Genomic DNA, 20,632 nt, shown 5'->3' with positions numbered 1-20,632 from the left:
TTATTCGTCTCTAAGTGCTACAATAGGTTTAATTTTAGCCGCTCTGTACGCTGGAAAAAATCCTGCCATTGCGCCTGCAAATACAAGTAAAGCAAGTGTCGTTAATGCCACATTGAAATCTACCTGAGGATTTTGAAAATATTCACTTTGCACCATCGGACCAACAAATTCTAACAATAATAAACTTGCAAGCAATCCTACAAAACCAGCGATCGTGGTAATAAAAATAGATTCGTGAAGTATCATTGAAATAATTGAAATTGGAGATGCTCCCAAAGCTTTTCGAATTCCAATTTCTTTAGTTCTTTCTTTTACTATGATAAGCATAATATTACTTACCCCAACAACACCGGCAATAATGGTACAAATACCAACCCACCAAAAGAATAATCTGATGTAAAGGTTTAAGTCATAAAATTGCTTAGCATCCTTAACTGAATTATAAACACCAACTCCGCCATCATCATCAGGAGCAACCATGTTTCTGCTTTTTAGCAATTCCTTCAAATCTTGTGTAAACTTTTCAGATTGTGCCAGAGCCTCATCGTAATTATTTGTTTTTTTCATCGTAAAAAACAAATTGCTAATTTTATCTCCGTTCCCAAAAGCTCTTTGTACTGTTGTCAAAGGCAAATAAGCTCTCGTTTCTTCTCTTTCACCTCCCGGATCAGTAAAGACTCCAACAACTTTAAAATTGATACCATTAATTATGATTTCTTTACCAAGAGCATCTTTGTCTTTAAAAAGATCCGTTTTAACCTTCATCCCAATACAAGCCACTTTCTCATTGTTGGCCATATCTTTATCATTTATATATCGGCCTTGAACTATTGTTAAATTTTCAATTCCGTCATATTCAGGAGTAACACCTCTATATTGATAACTTCCCGATTCTTTTCCATACGAAAACGGAGCTCCCCAATAATTATAAGTCGATGCTCTTAAATCTAACTTATCATCAAATTTCTGCACAGCTTGGTTGTAATCAGCATCTCTATACTGAATTTGTCTCCCGGGATTTAACCCTTTATATTCTTTAGTAGTTGTTCCTGACCAAACTTCAATAATTCCTGCTGCATCACGTTCAAATTGTTTTTCAATTCCGTTTTGAAGCCCTTTACCCGCACCCAGCAAAATCACAAGGATAAAAATACCTGAAGCCACAGAAACTCCGGTAAGAAATGTTCTTAACCGATTTTTTGAGATTGCCTCAAAAATTTCCTGCCAACGCTCAATATTAAACATAAGATGAAGCTCTAACTTGTTCTACCATTTTATCATCGATAATTAATCCGTCTTTCAGGACCACATTTCTTTTGCACATGGCTGCAATATCAGGCTCGTGTGTAACGATCAAAATAGTTTTTCCTTCGTCGTTAATTCCTTGAATAAGTTCCATAACCTCATAAGAAGTTTTGGTGTCCAAAGCTCCCGTTGGCTCATCTGCCAATAGAACTTTAGGATTTGACGCCAATGCTCTTGCAATCGCAACACGTTGCTTTTGCCCTCCTGAAAGTTCATTTGGTAAGTGGTGAGAATGAGAACCCAAGCCCACTTTCTCCAAATATTTCATTGCAATATCATAACGTTCCTTTCTCTTTATACCTTGATAGTACAACGGCATAGCAACATTATCGAGTGCTGTTTTATAATTTATTAAATTAAATGATTGAAAAACAAACCCTAAAAACTTATTTCGATATTTTGAAGCTATCGTTTCGTTTAAGTTTTTAATTGGAGTTTTATCCAAAATATAATTACCAGAATCTGCCTCATCAAGAATTCCTAAAATATTAAGGAGCGTAGATTTACCAGATCCCGAAGATCCCATAATAGCAACTAATTCCCCTTCAGCAATATTAAAATTAATCCCCTTTAACACATGTAAACTTGAACTTCCCATTTTATAGGACTTGTGTAAATCTTTGATTTCGATCATGATATTGTTAAATTTTAAAACAATAATAACATTTTTATTAAGTAATTTATGGTAAGAAAACGTTAATAATTTCGTTTTGCTACTTAGATAAGACTCTATTCATTATCAAATGTTACACTTTTTTAATATAATTTAATTGTTTTCTTAATTTTGCATCACTCAAAAAAATCTTAACTATGAAGTTTTTTTCAATTCTCTCTTTGTCTACAGTACTTGCCGTACTTGTTAGCTGCTCTACATCTCAAAAATTAGAAACGTTAAAACCCGAACCAGATGATGCAAGTCCGTTGGTTTATGATGCAAATCCTTCATTTATAAACCTGCCAATAACGGTAAAACTCAATGATATTGAGAGCCAGACCAACTCATTATTGAACGGTTTAATTTATGAGGATAACAACATTGAAGATGATGATATCGAAATGAAGATCTGGAAACAGGCTCCGATAAAAATCCAGAATGATCCGGCAAATCCGGATAAAAAAATCAAAACAATTCTACCGTTAAAAGCAACGATCAAGTACAGAATTGGAACTAAAAAACTAGGAGTTGAACTTTACGATACTCGTGAATTTAACCTAAACGGAATTATCACTTTATCAAGCGAAGTGGCATTGACGAATTGGAAATTAAACACTAAAACCGAATTCAAGTCTCTTGATTGGAACGAAAGCCCGACGATGCTTGTTTTTGGAAAAAGCATGCCAATAACTTATTTGGTAAATCCGGCTATTTCAATCTTTAAATCGAAAATCGAAAAAAGTATAGATACTGCTATAGAAAAATCAATGGATTTTAAACCGAATGTTTTATCGGCTTTAGAGAAAGTATGCACTCCTTTTCAGATGAGTGACACTTATGAAACCTGGTTAAGAATTGTTCCTGTCGAAATCTATTCGACTAATGCAAAACTAAAAAATGATTTATTTTTGTTAGATATGGGAATGAAATGCAACATGGAAACCATTATTGGCAAACAACCCGAATCAAGATTCAGTGCCAATAAAATAGCTTTAAAACCTGTTGCTAAGATTCCAAATCAAATCTCTGCTAATATTGCTGCAATTTCAACTTATCTTGATGCTTCACAAATAATGACCAAGAATTTTGCTGGTCAGGAATTTGGCTCAGGAAGCAAAAAAGTAACCGTTAAAAATGTCGCTATTTGGCACAAAGACGGAAAAATGGTCATTGCGCTGGACGTTTTAGGATCTGTAAACGGAACCATTTATTTAAACGGATTTCCGTCATACAATCCAAAGACTAAAGAAATCTATTTCGAAAAACTAGATTATGTTCTAGACACCAAAAGCAAACTAATGAGAACCGCAAGTTGGTTGGGTCAGGGATATATTTTAAGAAAAATGGAAGAAAGTTGCCGTTATTCTATTCAACCAAATCTGGAAGATGGTAAAAAGAACATCGCAGCTTATCTTAAAAACTACTCTCCGATGCCTGGTGTATTTGTAAATGGAAAAATGGAAGATATTCAGTTTGATAAAATTCAATTAACGAATCAAGCCATAATTGCTTTTATCAAAATAAACGGAACGGTAAATGTCTCTGTTGACGGACTGAAATAAGACACATTGTGATTAAAAAAGAAAAAGGCAGAATAATTATTCTGCCTTTTTCTTTTTAGATTGGTACATTCTATAAATCAGAACTCCAATTATTGCAACAAGTAAATAAGGAATTACCATCAAATAAACGATTCCGTTATTTACTGCTTCGGCTTTTTTTACATTCGAATCACCAGCAAGCACCGCACGGCACATCGCACATTGGGCGTTAGCTGCAAGAGAAAAGAATATAGAGAAAAGAATATAGATATATTTAGTCGATGAACTTCTCATTATATTATTTTCTACATTTTCCAATCTATTTTCTTTATTCTTTATTCTATTTTCCATTTTAAGCATAATAAGGAGCAATCATTAAGTAAACTACAACACCAGTTACCGCAACGTATAACCAAAGCGGGAAAGTTATTTTAGCAATTTTTTTATGTCTGTCAAATCGTTTTGCAAGAGCTCTCACGTAAGTAATTAATACTAAAGGAATAATTACAATAGACAATAAAATATGGGTTATTAAAATAAAGAAGTACACATAACGAAGTGCACCTATTCTTGTTGTTTCTATCAAATCAAGAGTTCCATCATGATTTAAATCTCCAAATTTAGTAGAATCAGCCGTCATGTGATATGCAACATACATTACTAAAAAAGCAACCGAAAGACCAATCGCAAAAGTCATTAAGCGCTCATGCAACTCACGTTTCCCGTTTTTAATAGCAATTACTGCCCAAATCAAAACTAGTGCTGTAACACCGTTTGTTGTGGCATAAATTGGCGGCAAAAACGAAAGTGGCTCAACAGCAATTCCAAAATCTTTTAATTTGATTCCAAATAAAATTCCAACGACAACCGGAATTACAATTGAAACAGCTACAATAAACTTGCTAAACCTTTTTTCTAATGAATTATCTTCCATTTTTATTCTTCTAATAATATTTTAATATCTTCCTGAATGTCTCTAACCCCTTTTTTATCAAGTCCGTCATAGTATAAAATTGGATTTCCAAAATCATCTTTTCTACAACGAATATTTCCATCTTTATCAATTAATGCAAATAAACCTGAGTGCTCAAAACCACCATTTACTTTCTCATTTTCACCTGCATATAGATTAAAACCTTTGTTTGACAAATTCATAATTGTTGCTTTATCTCCCGTAAGGAAATTCCAGCTTGAAGACTTCACACCTAAAAGCTTAGCATGATCTTTTAAAACTTGTGGCGTATCATGAGCAGGATCAATGGTTATAGAAACAATTCCGAAATTAGGATTCCCAAAGAATGTTTTCTCAATTTCTAACATACTTAAATTCATCTTCGGACAAATTGATGGACACGTAGTAAAGAAAAATTCTAAAACATAAACTTTTCCTTTGTAGCTTTCGTTTGAAATTTTAGCATTATCCTGATTTGTCAATTCAAACTTAGGAGCAGGCCCAATTGTTAATAGCTTGGCATCAGATTTTGAAGTTTTCAAACCTACATTATCCAAACGATTTCCTTTTACCACTTCACCATTTTTTATTCTGTCCACGATTTTCGGCACAGCATAAATTCCAAAGATTAAAATAATAAACGAAATTCCGATATATGATTTATTTTTAAACATGATATAAAGATTAAAGTTCTTTTGTTGCGTTGTGATTCTTTTTAAGAGCTGCACGATATTCATACAAAATGATTTTGAAGTCATCTAGCATTTCGTTGCTCAACTCAGAAGGATGAAAAGTATTATAACCTTCCTTGTATTCCTCTTTGTCTTTTCTTCCTCTTAAATTTCGTTCTTTATCAACGATATAAACATTTGGCGTTCCAAGATCCTTATCCAGCTTACCTTTTAAATGAAGCTGATCATAAAACGTTTTAATTTCATCTGGGGAAGCAAAAATAAAATGCCAGCCTGACACATCTGTAAAAGCACCTAATGATTCTTCAATTTTCTGAGCATCCTTTTCGGTTCCTAATGGGCAAACCACTACAAACTGCAAATCTTTGAAACCATTATAACGCTGGTAAATTTTTTCATTTAAGTTGAAAAAATTCCCTCTGTTTTTTAAAATTTCAGAACCGGAAAAACCAAGAATAGTGATTTTATTATTTAAAGTTACTTTTTCTCCTTTAAGAGATTTCCAATTACCAAAATCGGCAATCTTAGGAGTTATTGTTGGAAGTTTAGTAAAACTATTTACACCTGAAGCAAAAAACAAATACGCTACAATTGGCAAAACAAAAAGTACAAAGAGAACTATATTTTTTTTCATTGTATTAACAGAAGTTATTGAGGTACAAAAATAAAAAAAGCTCCGTTAAACGGAGCCTCTTTTCGAATTAATATCATGTTAAAAATTCCATTTAATAGTAGAATCTTTAAAAACCCCATAAATATAATGTCCTTCTGTCAACAGAATAAACAATAAATATAAAACTAGGAAAATAACTGGTGATACAACAGACCATCTAAGGCTGCTTTTTTCACCTTCCATGTGCATAAATGCCCATACTATATAATATGCTTTGAATATTGTTAAGATATAAAATATCCAGTTCAACAAATTCAAACCTACAAAATGATTAAATTCTAAAAATCCTGGTTTAACGATTCCAAGGAAAACTTCAACTGTTGTTACAACTGATAGCAATCCAAAAACAAACCAGATTCTTCTTGTATTTGATACGTATTCGTGATCGTGTGACATAATGATAAATCTTAAAAATTAAACTAAGTAGAAAACTGTAAATACGAATACCCAAACTAAATCGACAAAGTGCCAGTATAGACCAACTTTCTCTACCATTTCGTAGCTTTTTCTTTTTTCGTAAGTTCCTAACAACACATTAAAGAAAATAATGATATTAATGATAACTCCAGAAAATACGTGGAATCCGTGGAATCCTGTAATGAAGAAGAAGAAATCAGCAAATAATTTACTTCCGTATTCGTTTCTAGTTAAGTTAGCTCCTTCAACAACATATTTTGCAGTACTTAAACGAGACTCAGATTCTGCTCTTGTCAATACTGTTTTCTTCTTTTTCTCAGTAAGCTGTTCAGTTCTTACTAATAATTCAGGATGTGCTTTAAAACCTGCCTGAACTTCAGCAACAGAATATGTTGGTATTGTTTCAGCACTTTCCATAAACCATTTTCCTTTAGCTCTTGTAAGTTCTTCTGGTTGTGCAGGTAATTTTACAGCAAACTCTTCAAGAGCAACTCTTTTACCATCTTTATCAACAAACTGCAACAAACTTCCACCTGCTGTTTCAACCGCTCCATATTCACCTTTTATAAAGTTTTTCCATTCCCAAGCTTGAGAGCCAACGAAAATTAAACCTCCAATAATAGTTAAGAACATGTAGATTGCAACTTTTGTTTTTTTCAATTGGTGACCTGCATCAACAGCCAAAACCATTGTTACAGATGAGAAAATTAAAATAAAAGTCATTAAGGCCACATAGTACATTGGAGCCGAAACACCATGCATAAATGGGAAGTGAGTAAACACTTCATCAGCCAAAGGCCAGGTTTCAATAAATTTAAATCTAGAAAAACCATAGGCTGCCAGGAATCCAGAGAATGTCAAGGCATCTGATACGATAAAAAACCACATCATCATTTTACCATAACTTGCTCCTAATGGCTCATTGCCGCCTCCCCAAGTTTTTTCTTCGTTATTTGCAGTAGTAACTGTCGCTTCCATAAAAGATATTCGTTAAAAAGTTCCCAAATTTACGTTTTTTTCTTATTTAAAGAAATATAAAAATAAAAATAAATATACCCATAATAAATCCAAAAAGTGCCAATACATCGCACCTAGTTCTATACCAAGAGTTTGAGTCGAATTGTATTTTTGTTTAAAATGATTATAAATTATAATTAAAAGTGAAATTAATCCTCCAGCCAAGTGCAACAAGTGTGTTACCGTTACTACATATAAAAAAGTTGTAGTAATTGAGCTACCTTCTCCAGTGAAATAATACCCGCTTTTTACGATTTGTCCAAAACCCACAAATTGCAAAACCACAAATAAAATTCCTAAAGCCAATGTTCCTAAAAGCAATGCTGTAGTTGCGCTTCTATTGTCTTTTTGAATTGCTTTTTTAGCAAGGTAAAAAGTAACGCTACAGCCTATAATTACCGCTGTACTATAAAAAAACGCTGTTGGTAATTCAAAATTCTTCAACCAATCAGCTCTTGATTTACTTACCACAAATGCACTTGTAAGTCCGGCAAACATCATTGTCATACTCACCATTGCGAATAACAAAATCAGTTTTGCCGATTTTGCGCTCCTTACTTGCTCCTCACCTTTTGTCATTGTCATTTCCATAACTATCTTAAAAATTTATCTACTATATATATTATTTGCAGTAACGAGATATACGAAACACTTACCAGCATTAATGTTCTTGCTGCTTTTGCTGTTCGCAACTGATACAAACGCACAGCGTAAAACAACATCCAAAGCCCTAATAAAAAGACTAAAACTGCAGCGATTGGCGAAATAAACAATTGCCCTGTATATCCTAAAACCGGCAATAGTGAGGCTATAATAAGCCAAACTGTATATAAAATAATCTGCAACGCAGTTCCTTTATCTTTTTTTCCTGTTGGAAGCATAAAGATCCCAGCTTTTTCATAATCTTCGTACAAAAACCAGCCAATTGCCCAAAAATGTGGAAATTGCCAAAAAAACTGAATCAAAAACAAAGTCCCTGCTTCAATACCAAATTCTCCTGTTGCCGCAACCCAGCCTAACATAAACGGAATTGCACCTGGAAATGCACCCACAAAAACCGATAACGAAGTTACTGTTTTTAAAGGTGTATAAATACTTGTATATAAAAATATTGAAATCGCAGCAAACATGGCTGACTTTGCATTGATTGTATACAACAATGCAATACCTATTATAGTAAGCAAACTTGCTACAAACAAAGCTACTCTTGGCGACATACGTCCTGAAGGAACGGGACGATTCTTAGTACGATCCATTAATGAATCGATATCTTTTTCGATTACCTGATTAAAAGCATTTGATGCTCCAACCATGCAATAACCTCCAATCATCAAAACAATTAAAACACTCCATTTAAAAGGATGTGCATCATTAACACCTAATAAATATCCCGCAATGGAAGAAAACAACACGCTAATAGCTAAACCAGCCTTTGTTATCTCTTTGAAATCGTTAAATGTTGATTTTATTGAAAATGTATTTTTAGTAGCGTTCAATACGGTATTTATTTGTATGTTTTTTTTGAGTGGTGCAAATGTACAAATTAGATTGTAGAATCCTGACCTATAAAATTAGATTTTTTTCAATAAAACCTTTACAAAATAAGGACTTGCAAATCTTTAACACAATTATTTCGAAAAATCTTATTAAAAATACTAGTAATCAAAATACCAATTAAAGACATCAGAACGTAATCCGATGCTAAACCAAGTGGTGTTTTGCTTAAAAGTAGTAGCCGTTTCCTGTGTTGGATCAAAGTTTCTATAAATTAAACTTCCAAACAATTTTAGATTTGTCATTGGATTAATTACGTATCCACCTTGAAAGTCCGCGATAAAAACGCTCGTTTTATTTCCCTGACCTACTTTTACTCCTGTATCATAAGGGCGTTTTACATCGTAACTCTTATAGATATTTCCTCCATAATTATTACTATCTGTTGCAGTGTCAAAATCCAGACCACGCGTTCCAATTGTTATTTTTCCATCAGCATAATAACGCCCTTTGTGGTAACGTCCAATTGCAACAAGTTCCTCAAAATTACCTCCCCACTGGTGTCCAATACTTTGATTGTTATGCCCGTAATTGGTAATAACTGCGCTATGCGAATACACATAAGGACGCACATGGTTGTACTCTAATTGCAACAACAAATCTTTTACTTTAAAAGCATTGAAATATTTTGCCCCTAATTGGTAACCAAATTTGTTCTTCCAACTCTGCTCTCCTTTTGCCATGTCTCCAACTGAAAATTCATCCAGTAAAAACTGACCGTATAAATTAACATTATTATTCCACTTGTATTTACCTGTAAATCCTAAAAGCGCATTACCACTTTTTGAAGATGAAGCAAATTCTACTGTTCGATAAAAAATAATCGGGTTTACAAAGTTGACATCAAAACCTCTGTTATTCGTATCTGTCCAAACTACAGATTCAAAAAATCCTAAATTCAATTTATTCGAAACATTCCAGCTCAAATAATGATTCGCCATGAATTTTGTGGCATATGTTTTTTCTAAAGTAACATCAGGACGAACATCCTTAAGCCACATATAAGTATTTGTATACTTTATCTTCCAGAAAGTAGTATTGATTTTAAAATATGGATATGGACTCGCTCCGTCGCTTTCAAGTAATGAACGATAACCGTCTCCAATAAAATTGCGTCCGTAACCTAATTGAAAATCAAAAAACTTACTTGGAACGAATGTAATATTAGCTTCCGCTAAAGGAAAATCATAAGCATCAGTTTTAAATCGTTTTGCAATTCCTATTCCCGGAATAATTGCCGGATTTCCTCCTGAAGGTTTTAATGTCTCTGCATAATCATTAAAATAACCCGCAAATCTTCCCTGACTTTCAAAAACTGTGGTTGTAAAAGTAATTTGCTTACCTAAACCTCCTCTAAAATTTAACGCTCTAGTATTCACATAAGTATAAGAAGCATCAAGATCTGAGGCTTTACCCATTTGCAAATCAAGAATAGGATTTAATGCCAGCCAATAATCTTCACCTTGAATTTGTACTAAATTTTCATTCCAAAATTTTCTCCCCAACCAGGTCGAAACATTCTTTTGAAGCGATTCATTTACTGCTTTTAAATTATAATATTTCGAAACTTCTGCATAAGAATATGGTTTTGAAGCGGTATGATTGTTAGTTCCAACCTGATTCATAGCGCCATCAAATTGCGCATAATAACTATGAGAAAATGGAATATTTAAATGACTTTCGAATTCCGGATTATTGTACTTTTTATACACAATACTATCCAATTCTGTCATTGGTTTTTCAACAGGTTTTAAAATTTCGGCTGCAGCCAAAGCTTCGGCAGCAATTTGATCTGCAGTTTTTAATGGCACATCAATTGAAATTGTATATTTCGAATAAGTTGGTTTTCCGTTATATGTTGAAGGTTTTATCTTCGGAAATTTACCAAAAACGCGTTTTGCTTCTTCTGATAATTCCTCATTTACAGCATTAACATAAATTACTTTGAACTCGCCATTAGCATCGACTTCAAAAAGTACTTTTACTTCTCCTTTATAATTATTTTGCTTTAATTTTTCAGGCACTTCAAAATTGTGGTATACAAAATCCTGAACTTCTTTATAAAAACAATTTTCTAATTTTTTCGCTTCTAAATTTTCACAATTTGGAAAAACAGGAAATTGTTCTGCCGTAAAACCAGGCTTAATAGATGAATTATTATTCTCTTGGGAAAAAGCAAATAAGACAGAAAATGTAAAAATAAAAGATAAAGAAATCTTATTCACGTAAATTTTGGTTTTCATTTAATATTGATTTGGGGTATTTTGTCCGCTAGCAATTGCTTTTGCAGCCGAAGTTCCGATGCGTTTAACACCTAAACGAATCATTTCTATTGCATCATCATAAGATCTAACTCCTCCGGCAGCTTTTATCTGCAAAGGCGATGCATTTTCTAACATCATAATAATAGTTGGAATAGTCGCACCGTTTGGAGCATCATCCTTTGTTTTAAAGAAACCTGTCGATGATTTCACAAAAACAGAACCGTAATTCTCTTCTTTAAAGTTTGTCATTACAACATTCTTTATCAATGTTGAAAGCTGAATAATCTCTTTATCTGTCAAAGCAGCAACTTCAATAATCCATTTGACAGTTTTATTGTGGGCTAAACCAATTTGTGTACCCAGTAAAATCTCTTGTTTTAATAAGACAGTATCTCCTCTTTTAAAAGCCTCATAATTGCAGACAAAATCTAAATCGTCTGCCCCATTTTCAATTGCTTCATTTGCTTCTTTGATCTTAGTCTCAATACTTGATTTTCCTTCCGGAAAATCGATAACGGTACCAACCTGCAAAGTTGAATTGGCTTTCAAAATCATTTCTTTGGCTAAAGCAACATATTCAGGCCGAATCATAATTAGCTTAAAACCTTCGAGAATTGCCTCAGCAATTGCATCTTTAACCACGGCTTTATTTTCTGCTTCTGTAAGTCTGGCTTGAGAGGCAGTTTTTAAATAAGTCGAATCTAAATATTGCTTGACATTCATAATTTTGAAATTATATTGAATTGGGACAAAAATACATTTTAAATTCAAAAAAAACTCTTTGTAAAGCCTGATTTTTAGACAATAAAAAACCCACCGAAGTGGGTAGTTATATTCTTATATTTTATCTAATTGCTTCTTGAAAGCTATTGCGGTAAATACTGCTATAGTTGCACCAAGTGCATTTGCTAAAATATCTGACACATCTGATGCTCTTGTTGTCGTAAGCACACTTTGTAAAATCTCGATTGTAATTCCAAAAAAAACAGAAAATATAAACGAGACTAAATATGCTTTATAATCATCTGCATCTCTTCCTTTAAGCTCTTTCTTAAAAAAAACAATCCAGGAAATTGTAAATCCGAAATGAAAACAAAAATGTACAATTTTATCAATACTCGGAAAATTTATTGCAGGAATATTACTTGAATCAGTCAAGCAGAAATAAGCAATAATCCCTGAACAAATAATTGCCCAGATTAATAATAATTGTTTAGGCACCGATAAGTTGTGTATAAGCTTCAGCAGACAATAAAGAATCTACTTCTGATGCATCAGCAATTTTTATTTTAATCATCCATCCAGCTCCGTAAGGATCAGAATTTACAGTTTCAGGAGCACTTTCTAAGCTATCATTAAAAGCAATAATTTCTCCTGTTAGCGGTAAAAATAAATCAGATACTGTTTTTACAGCTTCAACTGTTCCAAAAACCTCATCTTTATCAAGTGTTTGATCCAAAGTTTCTACTTCAACATACACGATATCCCCTAACTCTTTTTGTGCAAAATGAGTAATTCCTACAGTTGCAACATCTCCTTCGATGCTAACCCATTCGTGATCTTTTGTGTACTTTAAATTTGCTGGTATGCTCATAATTGTGTTGTTTGAAAATTGATAATTTAGTAATTAAGCCACAAATGTAATAATCTTCTAAGAAATCTGGTTTAGAAACTAAAAATTAATTTCCGAAATTATACCTAAGTGTGAATCCCGATCTAATATTCGTTAACGGGAATGATGTCGATATAACTGCTTTAGAGAACGAATGATCATAATAAAATATTGCCGTCAGGTTTTTACTAAACGCATAATCAGCAGTCACTTTTAATGACCAAATATTCTGACCTGCAGCCAGTTGATTATTATCATAATCTAAATAACGTACTAATGTTTCATTGTTTCTAAAAGAAAAATCAGCTTTTATATTGATATCACTTTTGATAATTCCTGTTGGACTATCTGCAAGCCTAGATGAGAAAATAACATCTTTAAAACGATATCCTACTCCCACAACATACTCTAATCCTTTAACTTCTGTCAACAAGTTATTATCAAAACTCATAGATAACGCTCTGTCTTTTTTAATTTCAGTAAGAATACGCAAAGAGCTTTTCAACTCAAAATCAACACGTATAAGCGGACTAAACTGCTCTACCAAATTGACATTTGACATGATTGTTTTATTATAGAAATTTGTATTTATATCTTGTCCGTCCGGATTTTCTGTGTAATCAAAATTAGATCTAAACTGATTTATTGTATAAGACGCTCTATAATTATTTTGCAATGAAAAACGTTTGAATTTATCTTTGAAAAACTTGTAACGCATTAAACCATTATACTTGATACTCCAGTTTGGAATAGGGAAACTTCTAAATATTCCGGTTGAAACATTTGAAGCATCGCTTCCGGTATAAGCAGCAAGAAAAGCTGGCAACAATACAGCCTGATTACTTTTACCAAAACCAATTGGATACCCTTGATTTGACGCATAAATCTCTCTTTGCTTTTTAAATGGATCTTCTACCGTTGGATCTACCGGCGGCGGCGGGATATCATTTACATCATATCTTGGTATTGGGTTCGATCCATAACGATCTTCAGCAAGACGATTTGCAATAATCAAACGATTGTTTCTAAAATCATCAAATGCCGCCGATTGTGTTTCATCGCTTTTAGAAAAAGCTGTTTTTATTAACACAGTCGAAATTGAAAACATTCCATAAGTATATGGTGACAATGGCAGATATTCTCCACTAGATGGGTCAACACTATATTGCTCTGACGTATTTTGAGAATAAGCGCGATCCATTGCCAAATCGATTTTTAAATCTGGCAGTAAATCAATGTTCGCTGTTATTTTCAAAAGTTTATTCGTTACCTGAGTAAAGTTTTGATTGAAATCCTGATAGTCTGTCAACCATCCGTTTTTAGCAGCTTCGTAACGTATATCGTCCTGACTTCCAAAAACAAAACCTAATGTTGGTCTTGAAGTTCCAAAGAAACCAACGCTTGGTGTGTATCCTGGAAGAACAGTTCCGCTATTTTTAGTATAATTTACCTGAATATTTTTCACACTGGTTAAAACTCCAATCAGACCATCATAAAAAGGACTATTACTTACAACTGGTTTTGCCGTGTTTACAATTTTTTCTCCAGGTTTTGGAGGCGCCGCTGTCTTAGGTTTTGCTCCAGACTTAGTTCCAGGCGTCAGACCTAAATACTTGTACAGCATATTCATGTTAAGAGTCGTCGTCAATGTATTAGAATTTGCATTCTGAATAGTATTTCCTAAATCATAGGTCGTTATTGTTCCATCCGGATTCTCTACTTGATGATCAGAGAAAGCTGTTGACGAACGCTGCCAACTATAATCAGCCGTGTATGAATAACTTGCCTTTACGAAACTAAAAACAGGAATCTTATTAATTGGTATTTCATAATTCAATACTAATTGTTGAATATGTTGATTTGGTGTACCAATATCCAAGTAATCATCCCAAATATTGAAATTTTCCTTTGGCGAATTATCATCATTCAAATAATTTTTAACAATATTATTTGATGCTGCCGTATAATTTATTTTTAATGATTTTGTTAGATTATACCCAAAACCATATTGATAGTTAAACGCAAAATTTCGTCTGTAAAGCGGATCAAGACCTATCCCTTCAACATCAACTTGTCTAAATTGCTGACGGTTACTTTGTCTTAAAATATTGGTATTAAAAGTAATATTAGAAGGCAAATAGTTAAAATTGAAATCGCTTAAAATTTTCCAATACTCACTTTTTTTCATGAATTTGGTTGTCTTAAAAGGCACTACTTCTTTCGGTTGAAAAGTGTAGGCATAATTTACAGCTGAATTAGATTGTTGATCCTGATAAGCTTCTACTTCATAATCATGACGATTAACCTCATTATATGATTGCGATAACGTTAAGTTCTCGACATCATAAATATGTGGTTTTTGCTCTGGTGCCCTGTCTTTTTTTACTCCGATAAAGTTAATACTTCTACGTTTGGTATAATCAACAGCACGAGTTCTAATATTATCTTTTTCAGCCTGATCTGTAGTTTCTCTAAGTAACTGATCTAGTTTTATATCTTGGTTAAAAGGATCATACTCAGGCGTGATTACCTCTTCTCCAATTGCATAATTAAACGGTAAATTAATTCCCCATTTATGTGGTAATAATTTACCTAAATTTAAATTGGTAACAATATTATACTGCTGAATATCTTCACGATCTCTTTCATTGGCACCTTGTTCTAAAGATCCAAAACCAATTGTACTCTTTTTACCTGTAGCCGAAACTGTAGCAAAATCTGCCATATTGGTATCAATATTTAATATCGCCGCCATTCCGCCTTTGTTCTCTAAATCAGCCAAACGAAGCTCATTAAACCAGACTTCTCCTTTGATATCTTTATGATCTGCCCTACTTTTCACCCCGACCATTAAATTTCGAACCAAACCAAAGTTAGGATTACCCTTGATCCCTAGTTTTAATTTACTATCACCATCGCCACCACTACCTAAATCATCATCAGGATAATAAACACCATTAATATCACGCTTATCCGAATTAAGATCAATACTCATGGCCTTAATCTTCATACTTGTCAATAACTCCAGTGCCAGATCGATATTATTATCTTCCATCCAAACCAAATCAGGACTTATTGTACATGATCCTCCGGTTCTGGTTACTTTCAACGGAATTTCGACTTGATAGAAGTTTTGTGTGAAATCATTTCCGAAACGAATAAATCCAACCATTTCATCATCTAACAAGCTACTTTCACTTGGCAAAGATTCAGCATGCAAAAACATTTTAAGTTTTTTATACTGACGCATGTCAACACTTACATTTTTGAAAACCGCTCTCGAATCAAGAGGTTGTAAACCTGCTCCTCCAACACGTAATGCTAACGCTTGCTCATTTTGATTGATAATTGTATTGTTATTGTACAATTGTTCTCTTTGAACTCCAGGTGGAATTACATAATTCACAGGACATTTTGTGCTGTTCTCCTGAATATTCACTGCCGAAACATCAAATTCAGTACCATCATCATCAGGATTTGTATCATTTGCATCCAGAGTTCCCGTATATCTTCTCCACTCTCCTCTTACTAAATCTAAAGCCCCAAAACGCACAGTCATTTGGTTGTTAAAACCAGTCATAAACATACGCATAAAACGAATAGATCTAAAATCTGTAATATTACCTATTGTATTTTGAGGTTGGGAAACAGGAATTTTAAACTGAATCCACCTTGCATTCGTTGTAGATCCGTTTGGCAACTCAATATTACTTACATCACGAATATCAGTAATATAGTTCTGTCCTACCTGCATTCCCGGTTTAATATCAATACTATATTCATAATACGCATTTATAGTACTCATTGTATTATCACGATTAATATCTTCAACATCCGGTAACGTTGTCGATCCACGATTAGGATCATCGATACTTACTGCGGAGTTTCCTTCGACTCCGTTGTATTTTTTATAACGATTTAAAACTCCTCCGTCTGTATTCAAATAATACGTATAATCATCTGCCGCCGGATCTGCTTCTCCCGCATAATTACTATATATAGATCCTTCTTTTGAACTTGGTAAACCATCTAAACCAACATCCTGATTTTTACGATTATCTGCGTTTGTATCAAATGCATAAATCAAGGATTGTGATGCAGGAACGTCTCCCCAAAGCGGTTGTGGATTTACCAATACCTGACCCGGGCCTAATCCGTTTTCATATTGTTTTCTTCCGTCTTTTAAAACGTCTTCAGAAACTTCTCCTAAGTTGAAATAAATTTTCCCTGTATTATTTGTTGGCGCTTCTCCGTTTCCTACATAAGGATCAAGTACCCAAAACTGAATATACTCAACGTTTCCTTGCTCAAAATTGGTAGAATTCAAGGAACGCATAATTCCTCCGAAATTTGATGATGCCGGATCTGTATTAAAATTCGGATTATTATTATATGGTCCTCTGTCTGATGGATAATAACTTAAATCAAGTGTATTAATAACCTGAATTTGCCCTTGTGCAATATCTGTATTTGGGTATAATTCACGGCTATAAATTCTTCTGGTTGTATTTAATGATAAATCATCGTTTGAAATACCTGATGGTTTCGAAGTATAAAAAATTGGATCAATTGTATACCATGCCAATTTTGCTCTTTTAAAACCATATTCTAAAGTACTTGAATTAGCATTAAAAGTGTTGTCGTTTATAGAATTTAAAAATGGTGTAGAAGCTAAACTCCAGGCATAAGCTGATCGCATGTCTATAGTAGACTGTGAACCTTCAAAATCATCTACATATATGGTTGCTTCTCCTTCAAAATCACTCGCTTTTGGAGCATCAGGTCTTAAAAAAGCAACCTCACCGCGTATCGAAAGATTTGATGGAACATCAGTATCCATATTAGGTAATTTATTTACCAGTCTGGTTAAGAAAGGAACTTCTGTTGAATAATTTCCGTTAAAACCAAAAATAGTATTGTTTACAGATTCCTGACCATAACTCGATTTTTGAGTAAAAGGTCTTTCTGTCATTTTTAAATAAGTTCCTCCAACAACAAAATTGTCCGAAATTTTATGTTCGATATTGAATCCCATAAATCTTCGGGTTTGCTGCCCAAAAATTGAATTATTTTCTAATGAAACCTCAATTGGTGTATTTGAAGCCTGAAGCGAAGGATCCAAAATTTGCACTCTTCCCAATTGATAATCCACACTATAATCAATTCCTTCTACTAATCTTCTTCCAGCTGCCATTACTACAACCGAACCTTGAGGTACGTTAAACGCCCCAATTGGAATACCGTTACTTCCTGATGATTTATATTTTCCTCTTAATAAGAATTTATTTTTATCACTGTCTTGTAAAGCTCCCGATTGTGTGTTTCGATACATGTTTCTAAACACGTATTTCTGTTGATTGACGTTGTAAGTGTTTGGATCGTCATAGTTTTCTCCTGAACCTGAATTTTGTAGCTTTTTAAACAAAAGCTCTCCAAAAGGCTCTTTAGTAGTAAAAATAATTCGCCCGTTTTGAACGTCTACGGTTACTCCCGGAAGATAATCAAAGAAACCATCTCCTCCGGTTTGTGGATCATTATTATAATTTAATCGATCCAGATTAAAGACATTTAATAATGGTGTTTGATCGACTTTACTATCTGGTGCTGGATTTACAGGAAAAGTACTTCCCTGAACCGGTGTAATATAATTTATAGGCGAAGGATCTGTGTAAAGAATGTTTAATCTAAAATCATCCTGCTTAATTTGATAAGCCTGAGGAATTTGATACACGTTTTTCATCATCAGGTTCCAAACCGGATTTTGTACGTTTGTCAAACTACTCTTAAGCATTTTCAAAATCAAACTTTGGGTGATAATCGCCTGATTTGAGGTATTGTTTCCTGTAACTATTGTTCCATCAACTCCATCACTACCAAACTCTCCTACCTGATAAACTTTACCTCCAACGGTATATTCATAAGCAACTGCCAAAATCTCATCATTTGCCAAACGTTGCTGCAAAGAGATATATCCTAACTGTGCATTAAATGTAAACTCGTTTGCATTTAATTTTCTTGCATTTTCTAATACAGAATAATCTGTACCTTCACTTACGTTTGCGTTATTGAATCCTGATTTTGCCGTTACTATTTCTCTAATATTTGAGTTTAAAAACGAACCTGCCTGACCAATTGCTGCAGGATCATATTTGTTATTATCATTTTCTGATGGAGAATCAACAGGATTATTAAAAAAACCAGTTGTTGGAGTTACAACTACAACCTGATTGTCAGGAATACCGGTTGCCTGTGCTTCTCCTAAATCCTGAAGCGCAATAACGTTTCGTAAATTATTACTGGTTGTACTAACTCTATTTTGTTTGTTGGTTACCCAAACCTCAATTCTGGTCACCTGTACACGACTATCAATAAATGGATATCCTTTTAAAGAAGCATCGTATTTGTTTCTAAAATATTGTGATAAGAAGAAGTGCCTGTCATTATCATAGTCCAAAGCATACAAATCAAAATTTTGAACTGTACCACCACCTTCTGCAACTATACTCTTTGTTTGTGACTTTTGTTCTGAGAAAACTCCGGTGATTGTTGTTTTACCAAATTGCAACTGAGTTTTAACCCCAAATAAACTTTGAGCCCCACGGATAAGTGTACTATTTAATGGCATGCTAACATTACCAACCTCAACTTTTTGAATGATATCGTCTTCAGATGGTGAGTAAGCCAGCTTAAATAAATTTTGAAATGCAAATGTAGATTGTGTATCATAATTAGCATTTACATCTAATCGGGTTCCTATTTTCCCCATTAAACTCATACTAATTCTTTGATCAAAATCGAATGTTAAACTTGATCTGTTTCTAGGAGAAAACGAAGGATTATCTTGTTTGGTGTATCTAATACCCAAATCCATTTCAACTGACCCTGTAGGCTTTACATCAATTGTATTACTACCAAAAATACTTTCGAAAAGACTCGAATTGATATAATATCTCGGTAATAAATTCTTTTTATCTGCTTCGCTGCCTACTTTTTTACCATCAATAGCATCTGATTTTTTTTTGAAATAATCTCTTCTGGATTCTTTTAAAACTAAATCTTCATATTCTTTAGGCGTTAAAATAATTGGATAATTAATAGAAATGCCGTCAACTGAATTGGTATAAACATATCGATCCATTATTGGATCATATTTATAAGCTGAAAGTATACTTGGAGGATCTTCTAATTCAACTTTCCCAACTGAAAATTGAGTTTTGGTTGTATCTTGAATTGCTTGATTTACTTGCGCACGCAAAACATTACCGCAAAATAAAACCAGCAAAAAAATACAAATTTTACGCATACAATTCCTTTATTTAAATTGAGTTTATAAGCTTTTTAAAGCTTTTTTGATGATTGTTTCTACAGTAGCTTCCGGATCTTCTTTAACAATCTTTTCGACTACTTTTTCAGAAGTTTTTCTAACGAAACCTAAAACTTCCAATGCAGATAACGCTTCATCTCTATTTGTATTGTTTTGTACAACAGAAACTTCATCTAAATCGTACAACTTTAACACTTTTTCTTTTAAATCAAGTATAACTCTTTGTGCTGTTTTGCTTCCAATTCCTTTAATAGATTGTATAACACCCACATCACCAGAGGCAATTGCATTAATTATCTGTCTTGGTTCTATTGACGATAACATTGTTCTGGCAATATTAGCTCCAATACCGGAAACAGATAACAACATTCTAAATATTTCACGCTCTGATTTTTCTGCAAAACCAAATAAAGTATGCGCATCTTCTTTGATTTGAAGATGCGTATACAATTTTATATTCTCTGCATTAGGGATTAATGAGAAGGTATGCAACGATATATGTACCTGATACCCAACGCCTCCACAATCAATTACGACATCAGTAGGGTTTTTCTCAACTAACCTGCCTTGCAAATGTGCTATCATAGTAAAATTTATTAGGGTCAAATATAATAAAAATGCAATAA

At 33.4% G+C, this 20,632-nt stretch carries 17 protein-coding genes; 1 reads left to right on the top strand and 16 read right to left on the bottom strand.

Going from position 1 to position 20,632, the window contains the following annotated elements:
• A complete protein-coding gene (locus tag LPB88_RS01995) occupies positions 1-1,245 on the bottom strand; it encodes an ABC transporter permease (RefSeq protein WP_230712125.1) in 1,245 nt (414 codons plus the stop codon).
• Positions 1,238-1,939: an ABC transporter ATP-binding protein gene (locus LPB88_RS01990; RefSeq protein ID WP_230712124.1), complete on the bottom strand. Its 702-nt coding sequence runs from the start codon at positions 1,937-1,939 to the stop codon at positions 1,238-1,240. The genes LPB88_RS01995 and LPB88_RS01990 overlap by 8 nt, the downstream gene beginning before the upstream one ends.
• Positions 1,940-2,115: 176 nt before the next feature.
• Between LPB88_RS01990 and LPB88_RS01985 the strand changes: the two genes are divergently transcribed.
• Positions 2,116-3,522, top strand: a complete 1,407-nt coding sequence (locus LPB88_RS01985) for a DUF4403 family protein (RefSeq protein WP_230712123.1) — start codon at positions 2,116-2,118, stop codon at positions 3,520-3,522.
• A 36-nt stretch (positions 3,523-3,558) separates the two neighbouring features.
• On the opposite strand, the gene LPB88_RS01980 is transcribed toward LPB88_RS01985, so the two are convergent.
• The 14 genes from LPB88_RS01980 to ruvA all read right to left on the bottom strand — a co-directional run bounded on the left by LPB88_RS01980 (position 3,559) and on the right by ruvA (position 20,591).
• Positions 3,559-3,861, bottom strand: coding sequence for a hypothetical protein (locus LPB88_RS01980; protein ID WP_230712122.1), 303 nt, complete (start codon positions 3,859-3,861; stop codon positions 3,559-3,561).
• Positions 3,854-4,435: a DUF420 domain-containing protein gene (locus tag LPB88_RS01975; RefSeq protein WP_230712121.1), complete on the bottom strand. Its 582-nt coding sequence runs from the start codon at positions 4,433-4,435 to the stop codon at positions 3,854-3,856. The genes LPB88_RS01980 and LPB88_RS01975 overlap by 8 nt, the downstream gene beginning before the upstream one ends.
• A gap of 2 nt (positions 4,436-4,437) precedes the next feature.
• The gene (locus LPB88_RS01970; RefSeq protein ID WP_230712120.1) at positions 4,438-5,127 is read right to left on the bottom strand and encodes an SCO family protein; all 690 of its coding nucleotides are present in this window, start codon (positions 5,125-5,127) and stop codon (positions 4,438-4,440) included.
• Positions 5,128-5,137: 10 nt separating this feature from the next.
• On the bottom strand, positions 5,138-5,779 hold the full coding sequence (locus LPB88_RS01965; RefSeq protein ID WP_230712119.1) for a hypothetical protein: 642 nt from the start codon (positions 5,777-5,779) through the stop codon (positions 5,138-5,140).
• Between the two features lie 78 nt (positions 5,780-5,857).
• On the bottom strand, positions 5,858-6,214 hold the full coding sequence (locus LPB88_RS01960; protein ID WP_230712118.1) for a cytochrome C oxidase subunit IV family protein: 357 nt from the start codon (positions 6,212-6,214) through the stop codon (positions 5,858-5,860).
• Positions 6,215-6,232: 18 nt separating this feature from the next.
• Positions 6,233-7,213 (bottom strand): cytochrome c oxidase subunit 3, encoded by a 981-nt coding sequence (locus tag LPB88_RS01955; protein ID WP_230712117.1) that lies wholly within the window; start codon positions 7,211-7,213, stop codon positions 6,233-6,235.
• 42 nt (positions 7,214-7,255) lie between these two features.
• Positions 7,256-7,843, bottom strand: coding sequence for a cytochrome c oxidase subunit 3 (locus tag LPB88_RS01950; protein ID WP_099710761.1), 588 nt, complete (start codon positions 7,841-7,843; stop codon positions 7,256-7,258).
• A 2-nt stretch (positions 7,844-7,845) separates the two neighbouring features.
• Positions 7,846-8,748 (bottom strand): heme o synthase, encoded by a 903-nt coding sequence (gene cyoE, locus LPB88_RS01945; RefSeq protein WP_230712116.1) that lies wholly within the window; start codon positions 8,746-8,748, stop codon positions 7,846-7,848.
• A 159-nt stretch (positions 8,749-8,907) separates the two neighbouring features.
• Complete coding sequence (locus LPB88_RS01940) at positions 8,908-11,049, bottom strand: energy transducer TonB (RefSeq protein ID WP_230712115.1); 2,142 nt, start codon at positions 11,047-11,049, stop codon at positions 8,908-8,910.
• Positions 11,050-11,793 (bottom strand): deoxyribose-phosphate aldolase, encoded by a 744-nt coding sequence (deoC, locus tag LPB88_RS01935; RefSeq protein ID WP_230712114.1) that lies wholly within the window; start codon positions 11,791-11,793, stop codon positions 11,050-11,052. It lies immediately after the preceding gene.
• A gap of 114 nt (positions 11,794-11,907) precedes the next feature.
• Positions 11,908-12,291, bottom strand: coding sequence for a VanZ family protein (locus tag LPB88_RS01930; protein ID WP_230712113.1), 384 nt, complete (start codon positions 12,289-12,291; stop codon positions 11,908-11,910).
• Positions 12,284-12,664: a glycine cleavage system protein GcvH gene (gcvH, locus tag LPB88_RS01925; protein ID WP_230712112.1), complete on the bottom strand. Its 381-nt coding sequence runs from the start codon at positions 12,662-12,664 to the stop codon at positions 12,284-12,286. The genes LPB88_RS01930 and gcvH overlap by 8 nt, the downstream gene beginning before the upstream one ends.
• Positions 12,665-12,749: 85 nt before the next feature.
• Positions 12,750-19,985, bottom strand: a complete 7,236-nt coding sequence (gene sprA / locus LPB88_RS01920; RefSeq protein WP_230712111.1) for a cell surface protein SprA — start codon at positions 19,983-19,985, stop codon at positions 12,750-12,752.
• 24 nt (positions 19,986-20,009) lie between these two features.
• Positions 20,010-20,591, bottom strand: coding sequence for a Holliday junction branch migration protein RuvA (gene ruvA / locus LPB88_RS01915; RefSeq protein ID WP_230712110.1), 582 nt, complete (start codon positions 20,589-20,591; stop codon positions 20,010-20,012).
• Between the last annotated feature and the right edge of the window lie 41 nt (positions 20,592-20,632).

This window comes from Flavobacterium sp. JAS, assembly GCF_020991455.1.
In the GTDB taxonomy this organism is placed as follows: Bacteria; Bacteroidota; Bacteroidia; order Flavobacteriales; family Flavobacteriaceae; genus Flavobacterium.
This window is presented reverse-complemented; position numbering and strand designations above follow the sequence as displayed.